We start from the raw sequence: 14,342 nt of genomic DNA on the forward strand, positions 1-14,342 counted from the left end.
TGCGGAAGCTCCTGGAGCTGACAAGCCCGGCACCTCGGGAACTTCAGGTTCTCAGGACAACGGCACGAAGCCCAGCTCCTCCGCATCCGGCAGCCTGCCGCGCACCGGTGCGACCGGTCTGGCAGTTGGGCTTGCTGGCATCGCACTGCTTGCAGTCGGTGGAGTGGCCGTAATCATTTCTGGTCGCCGAATCTAAGCAAAGCGCAGGAGTTCCTGCACTGACTCTCTCCTGGCCGGTCGGGCGAAAGCCCGGCCGGCCGTTCGCTTTCCACCCTTTCGGCAGTCCGCGGACCGCCAGCCCTTTTGTGCCATCTGTACTAGGGTCTATGGCACAGATTTTCCGCGCAGATGGTAGGCCAAGCTCAGGGGCCGGCTCCCCCGAGAAGGGTCGGAAGTTTGCGCTTCTCCTTGCCCCAGCATGAACAGCAGCTGAGGCTCAGCGCATTACTGCTTGAAGAAGTCGTTTGCGCCGGTGATGTTGCCGGCATCGTCGTAGACGTAGAAGCCCTTGCGGTCAGCCACGCCGCTGAATCCAGCGTCGATGGCCTCCTGGAGCTTGTCGGCGAAGCCCTTGCCGATCTCTGTGCCGGAGTTGCGGGCAATGTGGGAGGCAACGTGGAAGCCGACGACGTCGTAGACCTCGAACGGACCGCGGGGGTTGCCTGTTCCGAGTTTCCAGGCGTTGTCGATGTCTTCGGGGTTGCCGACTCCATTCATGTACAGGTCTTTGCCTGCGTTCAGCCACGGAATGAGCATCGAGTTCAGGAAGTAGCCGGGGGTTTCCTTCTTCACGTAAGCGGGAACCATGCCGGTTTCTTCCGCGTACTTCAGGGCCTTTTCGACGAACTTTTCGTCCGTCTTCGGGGTTCCCATGACCTCGGCGAGGTTCTGCTTCCAGATGCGGTTGGCGTAGTGAATGGCAAGGAAGCGTTCGGGAGCGCCGGACGAGTCAGCAAAGAGCGACGGCAGCAGCGACGAGGTGTTCGTCGCAAACACGGTTCGCTCATCAGCCAGCTTGCCCACCTTTTCCCACGTCTCGCGCTTGAGTTCAAGGTTTTCTGGGACTGCTTCGATGACGATGTCCGTGTCTGAAACTGCCTCTTTGAGATCAGTGGTGGTGGAGATCCGCTTCAGAGCTTCATCGAATTTGTCAGCTGTGAAGTCTTCAAGGTCTTCTTCGTATCCGGCGCGCATCCAGTCCCAGCGCGCGGGAAGCTTATCGAGCGATTCCTGGAAGGCATCGTAAATGGTGACGTCTTTGCCGTGGTATGCGGCCTGCATGGCGATCTGTGATCCGAGAACGCCGCCGCCGAGGATGCTTACAGTCTTGAACTCAGTTATATTTGTCATCTCCAAAGAGAAAAGTCCTCTTATTCGCGCGGGTCAACATCTCTGAGATCTCGAGCTTTCTGCCAGTTGGCCCTCTATCTACGCAAATGCCTGGGCGCCGCGAATTATTCCGTTGGCGATTCCGTCTGTGCAGGTCAAAGCACTATTGCACTGTCAGATGTGCAGACGGCAAACTTCCGCTGAACCGCGGCTCTCTCGCACCGAAGACGGTATTCTCCCCAAACAAAAAATCCCGAAGCCTAGATTTCGTTGGCTTCCATGGTCCCAAGGGCGTCGTTGAATTATGCGGGTAAATCTGAAGACTCCACTCTTAGGCCCCAGCCCACCTCGCCACTTCTAGCGACGTTCCCCGCGATAGAGCCGCGATATTGACACGTCAATGGGCGAACCTTACGATTATCACTTAATGATATATCATGTGTCGATATACTGGGAGATGACAGGTGGGAAGGAAACCGCCCTTCGGTGACGGGAATATCCCTGATAGCGCACTAGCCATTCTGCTCAGTCTCGGAGAACCGAGGCACGGGTACTCGATCATGCAGTACCTACAGGAGCGCACGGGAGGTGAGTTGACCCTGGGGCCAGCGTCGGCGTACACGACGCTTAAAAAGCTCAACGAGGCGGGCCTCATTGAGGAACTCGAATCGGACCACCGCCGCCGCCTATACCGCATCACTGAGGCAGGCGCAGAAGCGGCTGAAAGAAACGTCACCAAACGTAGACAGTTCATGGCTTGGGCAGAACAACTACTTCAGGAGGTTCAACAATGACCACTCGTTTCAGCAACGGTTTGGCGTTCAGCCACGACCAAGAGACAAAGCTTTTCCAGGACATGGCCCGTAGGGGTAAACATCTGGACGGAATCGCTCTGTTTGGGCATGGATGGTCGTTCCGTGATGGCCCGGCCGAGGAATGGGCCTATCAGATCGTTTATGAGACTGATCCCGATCCGGAGTTTTTCGACCTCTGCCGAGGCGCGGGGTGGGCGCATGTACTCAGCGGCGGCACCTTTCATGTTTTCCGTGCCGAACCGGGCGCAACGCCGCTGCGCACCGAGCGGACTGACCAAATCGCGGAAGTTAAGCATCAACGCGACAGTTTCGTCCGATACAGCGTCGTCACAGCGATTGTGTTCCTCGCTGTCTGCGTCCTACTCAAGCTAGTGGAGTGGAATGCAGGCGTTGAAATCACGTGTTTCATTGTCGCCCTCATCCCAGTCGTCTATACGTGGATGCCCCTGGCTGCCTACCAGTGGCGTCTACATCGGATGCGGGAAGAATAACCTGAACCTCAGCTCTACTTTCACGAAGCTTCGCCGAGCGCGGTGCTTCTGGAGTGCCCATGATGTCGCACTCTCAGTCTTAGTGCCACAGAATCATCGATGTGGGTCTTACGGTGCCCCACCGCGGGCCTGCATACGCAACGAGAACCGCTCATCCTTGAGATTCACTTGCTACATGATTGCCTCAGCCGCACACCGTCGTGTCAACTGCGAGAACCCTCGTCAGATGCAGACTTTGCTACAGAACCCCACGGTACAAAAAATCCCGGAGCCGAAGCTCCGGGATTCAACTTGTGGAGGTAAGGGGACTCGAACCCTTTTTACGACCCTTCTTCCGCATTAGGCAGTTCGCTGACCTGCGATAACACTTAACAGCAGGGAATAACGATCAATAACAATCGGGTCTCATAGGTCCAGTGGACCTACGCAATTTCGGCCTGTGCGCCCCTATTCGCATAGGTACCGATATGAGCACCACGACAACTGCGCCAGAGACCCCACTGCCTCGCATCGGCTACACCGTCGAAGAGGCCACCCAGATACTGAGCTGCTCCGAGCACATGCTCCGCGCCGGGGTAGCTGAGGGACGGTACCCACATCTGGCGTGGCCGCGCGGCATCCGCTTCACCTTAGAACACCTCGAGACCATCGCAGCCATGCACGAAGAGGCTGCCCGCACCACCAGTGCCGACGACGCGGCTGCATCCGAACCGGTCGCCGATGCGCCTGATGATCGTCCGGTCTTCCGCTACGACCCGAACATGCCCGGAACCCCGCGCTCCCAGCGAGCCCAGTTCAATGCCGAGCTGGCCGCCGGCAAACACCGGCCCGCACACATATCCAGTGCAGGCCACAGCAACCAGAAAGCACAGGAGGCGCAGTGACTCGTTTCATCCGGGCACCGCGAGGAGTGCCAGAAGGCGGACAGTTCGTCGCCACCCGACGAGCCGAGACCGAGACCGCACTGACCTCACAGGGGCTGATGCAGGGATAGGTGACAACTGATCTGGCTCGGTCACCCCGTGCCTGGAAGGATTGTCATCATGCCCAAGCCTTACCCGAAGGAGTTCAAAGACGATGTGGTGCGTGTTGCTCAGCAACGCGATCATGATGTCACGATCGCTGAGGTCGCTAAGGACTTCGGCATCCATGAAGGCACGTTGACCAAGTGGATGCGCCAAGCCGATCTGGACTCCGGCAACACTGAGCGCCGTAAGCCTGGACCGACTACCGATGAGAAGTCCCAGCTGGCTGCTGCCAACCGCAAGATCCGACGCCTGGAGCAGGAGCTGGAGGTGATGCGCCGGGCTGCGGCCTACTTCGGTCAAGCTCAGATTCCGTCAAAATGAAGTACCCGCTCGTACGCGATCTCGCCGCTGCGGGAATCCCTGTGGCGGTGACGTGCCGGGTGCTGAAGATCGCCCGCCAGCCCTACTACCGGTGGCTGGCCAACCCCATCAGCGATACCGAGTGGGAAGAGGCCCACCGGCTCAATGCCCTGATCGATGCTCACCGAGAGGATCCTGAGTTCGGGTATCGATACCTGGCCGATGAAGCAGAAGCAGCCGGCTACCCGATGGCCCACCGCACCGCCTGGCGGCTCTGCCGCTCTCAGGGGGTGTTCTCGGTGATCAGCCGTCGGCGCAAGGGTAAGGGCACTCGCCCCGGGCCACCGGTTCACGATGATCTAGTGGCCCGGCAGTTCAGCGCCGTGAAGGCTCTGAACGAGGTGTGGCTGACCGATATCACCGAGCACCACACCGGTGAGGGAAAGCTCTATCTCTATGCGGTCAAGGACGCCTGCTCACGGCGGATCATCGGCTACAGCATCGATAGCAGGATGAAGGCCTCGCTGGCGGTACGGGCGCTGAACAACGCCATTGCCAACCGGGCCCGCACCGGGGCTGAGGTGGCCGGATGCATCGTCCACAGCGATCGAGGATCGCAATTTCGAGCGAAGAAATTCCTCCGCGCATTGGAATACCACGGCCTAGTCGGATCCATGGGTCGAGTCGGTGCCGCCGGGGATAACGCGGCCATGGAATCCTTCTACAGCCTGTTGCAGAACAACGTGCTCGACGCGCAGCCGTGGCGGACCAGAGAAGAGCTGCGGATGCGGATCGTCTCCTGGATCGAGAGGACCTATCACCGAAGGAGGAAACAGCAGGGCCTGGGGAAGTTGACCCCGGTCGCCTACGAGGAGAAACTCATCACGCAGGCGCTGACGTTAGCGGCCTGAACAGGAAACTGCATCTGTCACCTGTTCCTGCATCAGCCCCGTCAGCAGGCCGCGCAGCCTGGTGGTCAGCAGTCTGTGCCTGCGAACCGGGAGGCTGCCCAGCAGCCTGCCGCACCAGCGCCGGCACCGGCTGGTCCCCCGTCTGCAGGAGGACAGACAGCACCGCAGCAGCCACAGAAGCCGGCATCCCGTCCATCGGCGACCGGTCAGGGCAGTGCACCACCCCCACCTCGGGTGCAGGGACCGCGCGTGGCCGTTGCCGCACCCGGTGGTCCAGCACAGACCGCCGGACCGTTCATACAGGCTGGAACCCGGCCAGGCGACGGCGCCCCAGAGCCCCGGCCTGCCCCGACAGCCAAGCCGCAGACGACCGACGGGACCATGCAGCCGGGACACAACCCCAAGCGATAGGCCGACACTCCTGAAACGAGCAAGGGCATCCGCACATGCCAGAATGCAGCAACGACGGCAAACGCCCTGCCGATCCAGTACGGCAGTCTGGCTGCGCGCAAAGCACGATCCGGGTGCACCGGTCGACAAGCGCGAGCCGTCCAGGGCCAATCGCCTGCTGCTCAATATTATGGTCACTGTCCTGCTCGCCCCGGTGATCCGCGATCGACACACTCAAAACTCGTCGGCAACGTCCTAATTGAGGCAGCAGACCCCGATCACAGCGACGACGATCCCGAGCTCCACATCTGAGACACACGGTTCAGTCATCAACTGCCAGTGATTGGGAGGACGACATGAACAGGACACCGCTTGGCATCTACCACGCCGTCTCGTGCCAAGACGCCACTTCGCTGTCTTACGACGGGCAGCCCTACTATGAAGTCAACATGCTGCCGCGTGCCGGCGTACCTGATGAGTGTGAGATCCTCTTCGCCGACGGGGAGTGGATTCTTGCTGAGGCCGACAAGGATCTCGCACCCCTCCCGGCAGCTGAGCAGTGAGGACCTGCGAAGCCCCAGCAGCCGATCTGCTCAGATCCACCGTCACACACCACGCTCGTAAAGCCCAGGCCGCGGCCGAGGAGCGCTGCCGACGACTCGAAGCTAAAAGCGCGGTGCGCGCAACGCAGTGAGCGCAGGAGAGAATGGAGCAGGCATGACGCGAAACCCGTGGGATCGGCCGTACTACGACTGGCAGGTGCTGCCGCCTTTTGTGATCAAGAACGGTGTGACGGTATATCCGTACTTCGCGCCACCGCGCGGGGATGCCGCACATGCGATCTGGGTTTTCGATCGCGCAGTCGATCCTGAAGATCCGGAGATCGAGCACCGCCACCTGGCGCATCATCGCATCGCCTACCTCACATGGTTCTCATCCGAGATCAGCTACATCGCCACTGAGCCGGCGCTGCAGCGGCAGGGCATCGCAACCGAGATGCTGCGCTTGGGCCGGGAGATCGACCCACATCTGAAGCACTCCACAACGCGCCGCACCACTGCCGCGCAGAAGTGGATCGCTGCCGTCGACCCAGACGAGCTCGACACCGTCGTCACACCCGAGGAGTCCTTCTGCCAGGCGACCCAGGCTTCCACGTCTTCCGCTCCACGCACGAGGCACCGACAGTGCCTGCCGAGCGTGCTGCACCGAATCGGGACATCGCTGAGAACTTGGGCACGCCGAGACTGATCGACTGCGGCGGCCCGGCAGTCTCACAAATGACCCGCAAGAACGTCACCGGGCGGTGCCAGCTGCGGAAAGACTGTCAGAACTCTTGGCTCAGCAGCCATCTCTGCAATACGGCGGTGAGCCGTTCGGGCGCGTCGAAATGGATCAGGTGACCGGCCTCGGGCACGAGGTGCAGCTCGGAACCGGGAATGAGCTCTGCGAGTCGGTGGGCGCGGTCAGCCGGGATCCAAGCGAACACTGCGGAGTTGTCGGCGACGAGGCGGAAGAACTCCGAGCCCCACGGGGCCAGAGCAACCACGTCGACCAGGGCCAATGAGTTGTATTCAGCGTGGTGAAGCAGGTGAGCGCGAAGGGCCACTGCGCCGCCGTAGTCGTGGGCGACCATGTGCGGATCGGCCAGGCCCCAGTGATCGAGCAGATCCGCGAGCAACGCAGCCTGGGCGCTGAGCGAGACGTCCTGCCCGTCAACCTTCGTCGATGTCCCATAGCCGAGCATGTCCCACAGGTGGACCGTGAAGTCAGCGCTCAGGGCGTCGGCCACAGGCCGCCACACGGCTGACGACCACGGGGTGCCGTGGCAGAAGACCACCGGCGGCCCGCGGAATTGCTCACTCCTGCATCGGTCCGGGCCGGCTGCCCGGGTCCGACTCCATCCAGAGAGACGTGATCTCCGCAACAGGAGTGAGGTGCAGCTGCGCACCTGGATCGAGGCCGTGGTCGCCGAACCGCAGGACCATGAGGGCATCGGGCTCCTGCAGGCGGGCACCCTGCTGCTCGCAATCGTGCAAAAGTGCGAGTCAAAGGGAGCCTCGGGCTGCGATCCTGGTACGGGGCATTCGTGTGGAGAAAGCGTAGTCCAGGTTCTGACCCTGCAGCCCTCGGGTTGTCGACTCGACTAACGCCATCTTTGGAGCTGGCCTGCAGGGCGCGCTGACGGTGGGTCAGGGTTCGCCTGCGGAAAGGCCTACGCTGGCGGACTCATGTGTCGAAGTCGATCTCGATGCGGAATACGTCGGCCCTCAGCCACGAGACCGTGAGCTCCACCGGCTGGTGGTCTCGTGCTGCGGCATCTGTCCGTGAGCGGATCGAGATGACCGGCGGTCGGCCGCTCAGCCCGAGGTGCTCGGCGACCTCGGGCGGTGTGGGATCGATGGCCACGCCGAACCATCCGCGAACCGGTCGGAGCCCGTAGTGATCATCCAGGGTCTCGTACAGCGAGGCGAACGGGTCGAGAACCTGGGGCAGGTCCGGCACCAGCTGCGTGTCGAAGAAGGACTCGGCGAAGCCGACCAGCTCGTTGTCGATGTACCGGTCACGCGAGAGCGCCAGCACCTGCCGCCTCGGTCCCATCCTCATTCGCCGGCGCACCTCGGGCGACGGAGTCTCGAGTCGCCATTCTGTGGTCCGGACGTCAGGTGTGAGTCCCGCATTGCGGACGCTCTGGCTCCATGACGGCGGATGGCAACGGCTGATCGTGTAGTCGACCCGACGGGAGACGTACGTGCCGCTGCCCTGCCGTCGCCGCACCAGGTAGCGCCTCTCCAATTCCGCCAACGCCGCCCGCGCGGTCAGTCGGCTGACACCGAGCTGACCGGCGAGCGCGTCTTCCGGCGGAAGCCGGGTACCGACCGGGTGATCTGCGATCTGCTCGGCGAGAGTGTCTGCCGCGGCCAGATACACCGGGACCCGAGGCGCAGACTTCTTCGACGTGACGCGATTGATGGAACTGATCATAATGCAGGCGTCGGACCAGGGGAGTGCGTGCGCAGGGGACGGTTGACTGCACCGTCGGGCACCTCGCCGGTAAGCACCTGCAGGATCGCCTCGGCAGCATGTTCCTCGATCCTGAGCCTCGCGGAGGCCACAGCGGACCCGAGGTGCGGAGTGAAGAGAGTCCGGTCCTGTATCGCCAGGAGCTCCTCGGGCACGCCTTCAGGACGGTCCGGGCGCGAGAGGTCCTCGAACTCGAACACGTCCGAGGCGAATCCGCCGAGGTGCCCGCTGCGCAGCAGCTCAACCACGGCGACCTCGTCCACTACGGAGCCGCGCCCGACGTTGACGAGCAGCGACCCCGGCCGCATCGATTCCAATTGGGCGCGGCCAAGCAGGTGCAGGGTGTTCGCGTCCAGCGGGGCACAGACCGCCACGGCGTCGCTGCGCGTCAACAGCTCACCGAGTTCCACGTGCTCCATCTGCAAACCGTGGTCGCCGGCGGAGGACAATGGCTCAGGATCGCAGTAGAGCAGGTTCGCGTCGAAGCCGCTGAGCAGCCGCGCCACTGCCCGTCCGAGCCTTCCCGCGCCCACGAGGCCGATTGTCGAGCCCACGAGCGTGCTTCCGTAGAGCGTCGGTCGCCATCCCGCAAGGCCGGCCCGCACCGCGCGGTCTCCTGCCGTGATGTTGCGCGCGAGTCCGATGAGCAGACCGACCGCGAGTTCGGCGGTGGGTTCGGTGAGGAGATCCTCGACCCGCGTCAGCCAGATGCCGCGCTCGGTGCACGCGTTGACATCGATGTTGTCGTGGCCTTTGAGGGCGCCGGCGACCACCTGCAGGCGCGGACAGGCGTCGAGGAACTCTGCGGTGATCCGATCCGGCATGAACGCCATGAGGGCGTCCGCGCCTGCTGCCCTGCGTCGCAGCTCCGAGGCGGGTAGGCTGCCGTCGCTCTGGTTCGCGATCACCTCGCAGCTGTCAGCGAGCATCTCGAGGATCGGGGGATGCACGCGGTGGGTGAGGACCACCACCGGGCGGTGGGGAGTCTCCGTCACGTGCGTATCCGTCGGGTGTGTGTCTGTCATTGGAACCTCTTTCGCAACGCTCCGCCGAGGGCGTCGACCAGGGTGACTGTGGCAAGGATGACGAGCAGGATCGCGGCGACCTCGTCGTACTGGAGGGTGCGGAGGGCGGCGATCAGCTCGAAGCCGATGCCGCCAGCTCCGACGACGCCCACGACCACCGAGGCCCGGAAGTTGAGCTCCCAGCGGTATACGGTGGTGTCAGCCATCTGCGGCAGAACCTGCGGCAGGATGCCGTGCAGGATCACCTGCGCCGGGCCGGCACCAGTCGCGCGGGCGGCCTCGACAGGCGCGTGATCGGCATGCTCGATCGCCTCGGCGAAGAACTTGCCCACCATTCCCGCGGAGTGGATCCCCAGTGCCAGCGCTCCGGGCAGAGCGCCGAATCCGACGGCCGCCACGAAGACGATGGCCAGGATCAGCTCCGGCACGGAGCGCAGCACGTTGAGGATGAGCCGGGCGACCCAGTAGACCGCCGGATGCGGCGAGGTGTTGCGGGCGCCGCACAATGCCAGTGGAACGGAGAGCAGCACCGCCAGCGCGGTGGCCGCGATGCTCATCGTCATCGAGTCCCACAGCGGGCCCCACCAGCTGTTGAGGTTGGTGAAGTCCGGTACCCACATCTCACTCAGCAGGTCGGCGATGTCCGCCAGTCCTGTGATCATGCGGGTGCCGTCGAGCATCCCGACGACCCACGAGCTCACCAGCACGGTGACGAGGACGATCCCGGTGACAGCGACCGAGCGCCTCCAGCCGGACCGTGCCTGGTCGGAGATCTGCAGGTACTCCTGCTCTCGCTGCTCGTCCAGCAGGCGGCCTGTGCTTGCGCTTTCTGTGCTGGTGCTCACTGGTAGTCCTCAAGGTCGATGTCGAGCAGCGGTGCGAGCTCGCGCACCGCGTCGTAATCCGAGTCGGTGACCTCTTCGAAGCCGGCGGCGTCGAACGGTTCGAGCACGGCCGGATCTTCGAGGTCCAGGAACGCTCTCCGCAGCTTCTCCTTCAGGTCTTCGGGGAGGTCCGACTGCATGGTCCACGGATAGTTGGCGTAAGGCTCGGACTCCTGGACCTTGACGACGGTCGCGGGATCGATGAGTCCCTCCTCGGCCATGCGCTCATAGATGGGCAGGCTCATGCCCCCCGCATCCGCATTGCCGTTCTGGACCGTCAGGGCCACCGCATCGTGAGAGTCGACGTGCTGCTCTTCATAATCGCCGTGGTCAACTCGCAGGTCCGCGCCTTCGGCGAGCATGGCCTTGGGGATCAGGTGACTCGACGTGCTCGCCTGGTCGCCCCACGCGACAGTCTTGCCGGCGACATCGTCGAGGGTCTCGATCCCGGACTCGCTGTTGGCGATGAAGACCGACTGGTAAGTGGGGTCCTCGCCCTCGACCTCCTGCAGAGCGGCGAAGGGCTCGATGTCGGCCTTCTCCTGGGCGAGGACGTACGACAGCGGACCGAAGTAGCCGAGTTCGAGGCGGCCGCGGGCCATCGCCTCGATCATCGAGGAGTAGTCGGTCGTCACCACGAGCTCGACCTCCAGCCCCACCTGCTCCTCGAGGTGACTCTTGAGTGGTTCATTGTTCTTGATGATCTCCGAGGCATTCTCATCGGGAAGCAGCGCAACCCGAAGGGTTTCGGGGGCGGCGCTTGTCTCGGAGGCGGCAGTGCAGCCGGAGAGGAGAAGGGCAGAAGCCGTCAGGGCTGCTGTTGCGGCTGCGGTGAGGCGGGGGCGTCCAAGCACGGTGATTCACTCCTGTTTCAGTTGATCGAAGGCGGTGTGGTGGGATGTCGTTTGCTGGATGGAGGGCGGGTGAAGAAGCTGGGGTCAGCGGCGCTCGATCGCGAGTCGGTCTTCGGCGAGATGGGACGGATCCTCAGTCTGCGGCTCGTCGCGTGCGTCTTCGTAGATCACGCGGAGGTCATCGTCGTCGACTTCGTCTGCGGGACCGTCGTAAACGATCCGGCCATGGGCGAGGCCGACGATGCGGTCGGCGTGCTCGAGCGCGAGGTCGACCTGATGAAGGCTGGCGACGAGAGTGATGCCGTTCTCCTGGCAGACGCGGCGCAACAGCTCCATGACGCGACGTGCTGTGGCGGGATCGAGGCTGGCCACGGGTTCATCGGCAAGGATCAGGTCCGGTTGCTGGGCGAGTGCGCGGGCGATCCCCACGCGCTGCTGCATGCCGCCGCTGAGGTTGTCGACTCGGGTGAGGGCCTTGTCCAGCAGTCCGACACGGTCGAGCGCCTCCAGGGCGATGCGCTCGTCGGCGCGGCCGAAGGGCAGGAGGCTGCGCCAGAAGCTGTAATATCCGACCCGGCCGAGCAGCACATTCCGCAGCGCTGTGTAACGCGGGATGAGCTGGTGGTGCTGGAACACCATCCCGGTGCGCCGGCGATGCCGTCGAAGGTCGCCGCGCGTTTCGAGCGACGGCACGCCGTCCGCTCGCACGCCTCCCGTGCTCGGCTTCACGAGCAAATTCATGCACCGCAGCAGCGTGGACTTGCCAGCTCCCGACGGGCCGAGGAGCACGGTCACTCTCCCGGCCTCGATCGAGAGGTCCGTGGGTCCCAAAGCCTGCACGCCGCCCTTATAGGTCTTACTGACGTCGACGAGTTCGATCATGTCAAGTCCTCTATATGACTCCTGGTTGCCTCCTCAAAGGTATAGAGGATTTGTGAACTCCAAGGGGGGTGCTGGACAACGGTGTGTGAATCAAGGACGAACAGGGCATTCTTGTGGGCAGCCGTTCATGAGGCGTCCACATGAGGGTCAAGACCGGATGGAAGGCTGTCTGGCCATGACATCCTTCACCTCGGACCGCCCAGTCTCCGATCTCGTGATCGGCCACGCCACAGCAGTGCTGCCCAACGGGGTGATCGACGACGCCCGGGTGGTCGTCCGCAGCGGTCGAATCGCTCACGTCGGGCCGCATCCACGTGGCACTGCCTGTGACCTGGATGCTCGCGGCGCACACGTGCTGCCCGGGCTCGTCGACGTCCACAGCGATGTGCTGTCGCGAGATATCCGTCCACGGCCCGGTGTCGTTCTCGATCCCTCCTTCGCGGTTGCGTCTGCGGGTGCCCGGCTTCGTGCGGCAGGCATCACTACCGCGTTCCACGGCCTGGCCTTCCAGGAACGGTCGATCGTGGGAAGACCGATCGATTCTCCCGCAGCGTCCGAACTCTCGGGAGCACTCCGTCGCACTGACGACACTCAAGTCGATCATCAGGTTCTGCACCGGCTCGATGTGCGCTGCGAATACGGACTTGCGCTGCTCACGAAGGAGTTGGAGTCATCGGAATCGGCACCTCAGGACGAGATGTGTGCACTGCATCCACAGGGGCCGAACGATGGTGATTCGTGTCTTCCGGGTGGACGAGTGCCCGTCGTGTCGCACGAAGACCACACGCCGGGGCAGGGACAGTTCGCCGACCCAGCGAAAATGCAGAAGTGGCTGGTTGACAGCGATCGAATGAGTGACGACGACGCTGCTGATCATGTGGAATGGTGGCGCAGCAGTCGTGACGAGCGCCTTGCTGTGCGTGACCGTACTCTGTCGTGGTTGGAGGGCTTGGTCCGGGCAGGTTCCATTCGACTTTTCGCCCACGACCTCGCGACACCGGAGGAGGTGTCGGCGGCTGCCGACCGTGGCTGTAGTGTGGCGGAGTTCCCGACAACAGTCGCGGCTGCCCGTGCGGCCCGGGATCACGGGATGCTCATCGTCGCGGGGGCACCGAACATCGTCCGGGGAAGATCTCACACCGCCAACGTACCGGCATCCGAACTCGCATCTGCGGGCCTGATCGACGCGTTGGCTAGCGACTACATCCCCACATCGATGCTTCCGGGCGCACTGCGACTAGTGCGTGATGGAATTGCAACGCTTCCCCAGGCGGTGCGGCTCGTGACTTCCGGTGCAGCCGCCTGTGTGGGTCTTGACGACCGTGGCTCTCTGACCGAAGGACATCGAGCCGACCTGATCCTCGCCGACCTCACCAAGAGGTGGCCCTCCACTCTCTCCCTCACAAGAGGAGTTCTTATTGGTGGGCGACCAAGATGAGAGGATCAGCTGATCTCTGAGGTGGAGCAAGCTCACCCGCAGGGAAAGAGTGGGGGAGGGTGCAAAACGCGAGACGAGTCGTTCCATGTTGCTGTCTCATAGGGGGCTGTTCTGCGTCGGCCTACCGACCAACCTGCGCGTAACGCCGCACTCATTCAGACGAACTGCACGATGTTGCCGTTCATCAGAAACCACCGTATCTGCAACACGGTCTTCTGCGACGGCCGCGACGTGCTGCCACCGACCTCATCTGTCGCAAAACCCCGTCTCACATCCCAGATGCCGCTGGCTATGAGTTCTGCGACGAACCGGAGTCTCGTACAGTGGCAGCAACGACGGTGCGGGAGGTGCAATCGGTGACAGGCACAGTATTCGGCTACGCGCGGGTGTCCTCACGCGCCCAGAATCTTGACTCCCAAAGCGCCCAGCTCGAAGCTGCCGGCTGCCAGCGCATCTTCAGCGACATCATCACCGGCGCTTCCCGCGTTCGGCCAGGAATGGATGACCTCCTCTCCCATCTGCGCCCCGGTGACGAACTTGTCGCCACGAAGCTCGATCGTCTCTGCCGCTCCATTGTCGGCATCCACGAGCTGTTAGCCGACCTCGCCGACCGAGGTGTCACGGTGCGCACTCTCGATGGCCTGACCACCGACCCCAGCCAGCCCGGCGGGAAGATTCTCGTCGCCGTCATGGCGGCAGTTGCCGAAGTCGAACGCGATCTCATCCGCGAACGCACCCGCCGCGGATTAGAAGCCGCCCGGGCCCGCGGGCGCACCGGTGGCAGACCGCAAGCACTGACCACCTCTCAGCAGCGCAGCATCGTCGCACTCATCGAATCCGGCCAATCGAGCCCGACAACTGCCGCCGAAGATTTCGGCGTCTCGCGCGCGACGGTCTACCGCGTCCTCAGACGGCTGCGGAACAAGGTGGACTCAGACACCTAGCTGTACTGATCGGGGAGGTTAGTTAATCGT

The 14,342-nt window shown here is 63.1% G+C and carries 17 protein-coding genes; 9 read left to right on the forward strand and 8 right to left on the reverse strand.

Features of this window, described 5'->3' with window-relative positions; genetic code table 11:
• The coding region (locus tag HMPREF3092_RS09285; RefSeq protein WP_141738009.1) for an LPXTG cell wall anchor domain-containing protein at window positions 1-196 on the forward strand (196 nt) is incomplete at its 5' end.
• Between the two features lie 248 nt (window positions 197-444).
• Here the strand turns inward: HMPREF3092_RS09285 and HMPREF3092_RS09290 are convergent.
• Window positions 445-1,350, reverse strand: a complete 906-nt coding sequence (locus tag HMPREF3092_RS09290; protein WP_256174417.1) for a 3-hydroxyacyl-CoA dehydrogenase — start codon at window positions 1,348-1,350, stop codon at window positions 445-447.
• Between the two features lie 443 nt (window positions 1,351-1,793).
• Between HMPREF3092_RS09290 and HMPREF3092_RS09295 the strand changes: the two genes are divergently transcribed.
• From HMPREF3092_RS09295 to HMPREF3092_RS09325, 6 genes are all read left to right on the forward strand, one after another.
• Window positions 1,794-2,123, forward strand: coding sequence for a PadR family transcriptional regulator (locus tag HMPREF3092_RS09295; protein ID WP_019174180.1), 330 nt, complete (start codon window positions 1,794-1,796; stop codon window positions 2,121-2,123).
• Complete coding sequence (locus tag HMPREF3092_RS09300; protein WP_019174181.1) at window positions 2,120-2,635, forward strand: DUF2812 domain-containing protein; 516 nt, start codon at window positions 2,120-2,122, stop codon at window positions 2,633-2,635. The genes HMPREF3092_RS09295 and HMPREF3092_RS09300 overlap by 4 nt, the downstream gene beginning before the upstream one ends.
• Window positions 2,636-3,102: 467 nt before the next feature.
• The gene (locus HMPREF3092_RS09305; protein WP_019174182.1) at window positions 3,103-3,519 is read left to right on the forward strand and encodes a hypothetical protein; all 417 of its coding nucleotides are present in this window, start codon (window positions 3,103-3,105) and stop codon (window positions 3,517-3,519) included.
• 159 nt (window positions 3,520-3,678) lie between these two features.
• Window positions 3,679-4,874 (forward strand): IS3 family transposase gene (locus HMPREF3092_RS09315; RefSeq protein ID WP_256173073.1). Its coding sequence is split into 2 segments (ribosomal slippage): window positions 3,679-3,975 and window positions 3,978-4,874, totalling 1,194 coding nucleotides; the frame shifts between segments, so codons are not numbered across the junction.
• A 746-nt stretch (window positions 4,875-5,620) separates the two neighbouring features.
• A complete protein-coding gene (locus HMPREF3092_RS09320; protein ID WP_070424693.1) occupies window positions 5,621-5,827 on the forward strand; it encodes a hypothetical protein in 207 nt (68 codons plus the stop codon).
• A gap of 154 nt (window positions 5,828-5,981) precedes the next feature.
• Window positions 5,982-6,512, forward strand: a complete 531-nt coding sequence (locus tag HMPREF3092_RS09325; protein WP_019174187.1) for an N-acetyltransferase — start codon at window positions 5,982-5,984, stop codon at window positions 6,510-6,512.
• A gap of 76 nt (window positions 6,513-6,588) precedes the next feature.
• Here HMPREF3092_RS09325 and HMPREF3092_RS09330 read toward each other — a convergent pair whose 3' ends face one another.
• From HMPREF3092_RS09330 to phnC, 7 genes are all read right to left on the reverse strand, one after another.
• On the reverse strand, window positions 6,589-7,101 hold the full coding sequence (locus HMPREF3092_RS09330) for an alpha/beta fold hydrolase (protein ID WP_070424694.1): 513 nt from the start codon (window positions 7,099-7,101) through the stop codon (window positions 6,589-6,591).
• Between the two features lie 19 nt (window positions 7,102-7,120).
• Window positions 7,121-7,300 carry a hypothetical protein gene (locus HMPREF3092_RS11225; RefSeq protein ID WP_085916890.1) on the reverse strand — a complete coding sequence of 60 codons (180 nt, stop codon included), beginning with the start codon at window positions 7,298-7,300 and terminating at the stop codon, window positions 7,121-7,123.
• A gap of 190 nt (window positions 7,301-7,490) precedes the next feature.
• Window positions 7,491-8,246 carry a GntR family transcriptional regulator gene (locus HMPREF3092_RS09340; RefSeq protein WP_256174418.1) on the reverse strand — a complete coding sequence of 252 codons (756 nt, stop codon included), beginning with the start codon at window positions 8,244-8,246 and terminating at the stop codon, window positions 7,491-7,493.
• A complete protein-coding gene (locus tag HMPREF3092_RS09345; protein WP_019174191.1) occupies window positions 8,243-9,310 on the reverse strand; it encodes a phosphonate dehydrogenase in 1,068 nt (355 codons plus the stop codon). Before HMPREF3092_RS09345 ends, HMPREF3092_RS09340 begins: the two co-directional genes overlap by 4 nt.
• A complete protein-coding gene (gene phnE / locus HMPREF3092_RS09350; RefSeq protein WP_370919332.1) occupies window positions 9,307-10,119 on the reverse strand; it encodes a phosphonate ABC transporter, permease protein PhnE in 813 nt (270 codons plus the stop codon). Before phnE ends, HMPREF3092_RS09345 begins: the two co-directional genes overlap by 4 nt.
• A 32-nt stretch (window positions 10,120-10,151) precedes the next feature.
• Window positions 10,152-11,048, reverse strand: a complete 897-nt coding sequence (phnD, locus tag HMPREF3092_RS09355) for a phosphate/phosphite/phosphonate ABC transporter substrate-binding protein (protein ID WP_019174193.1) — start codon at window positions 11,046-11,048, stop codon at window positions 10,152-10,154.
• A gap of 84 nt (window positions 11,049-11,132) precedes the next feature.
• Window positions 11,133-11,930 (reverse strand): phosphonate ABC transporter ATP-binding protein, encoded by a 798-nt coding sequence (phnC, locus tag HMPREF3092_RS09360; RefSeq protein WP_019174194.1) that lies wholly within the window; start codon window positions 11,928-11,930, stop codon window positions 11,133-11,135.
• A 175-nt stretch (window positions 11,931-12,105) separates the two neighbouring features.
• On the opposite strand from phnC, the gene HMPREF3092_RS09365 reads away from it, so the two are divergent.
• Both HMPREF3092_RS09365 and HMPREF3092_RS09370 read left to right on the forward strand, forming a co-directional pair.
• A complete protein-coding gene (locus tag HMPREF3092_RS09365) occupies window positions 12,106-13,368 on the forward strand; it encodes an alpha-D-ribose 1-methylphosphonate 5-triphosphate diphosphatase (RefSeq protein WP_256173074.1) in 1,263 nt (420 codons plus the stop codon).
• A gap of 356 nt (window positions 13,369-13,724) precedes the next feature.
• Entirely contained in the window at window positions 13,725-14,312 is a 588-nt protein-coding gene (locus tag HMPREF3092_RS09370; RefSeq protein WP_019174196.1) for a recombinase family protein, read from the forward strand.
• The last annotated feature ends 30 nt before the right edge of the window (window positions 14,313-14,342 follow it).

This window comes from Brevibacterium sp. HMSC24B04 (assembly GCF_001806835.1).
Lineage (GTDB): Bacteria > Actinomycetota > Actinomycetes > Actinomycetales > Brevibacteriaceae > Brevibacterium > Brevibacterium ravenspurgense.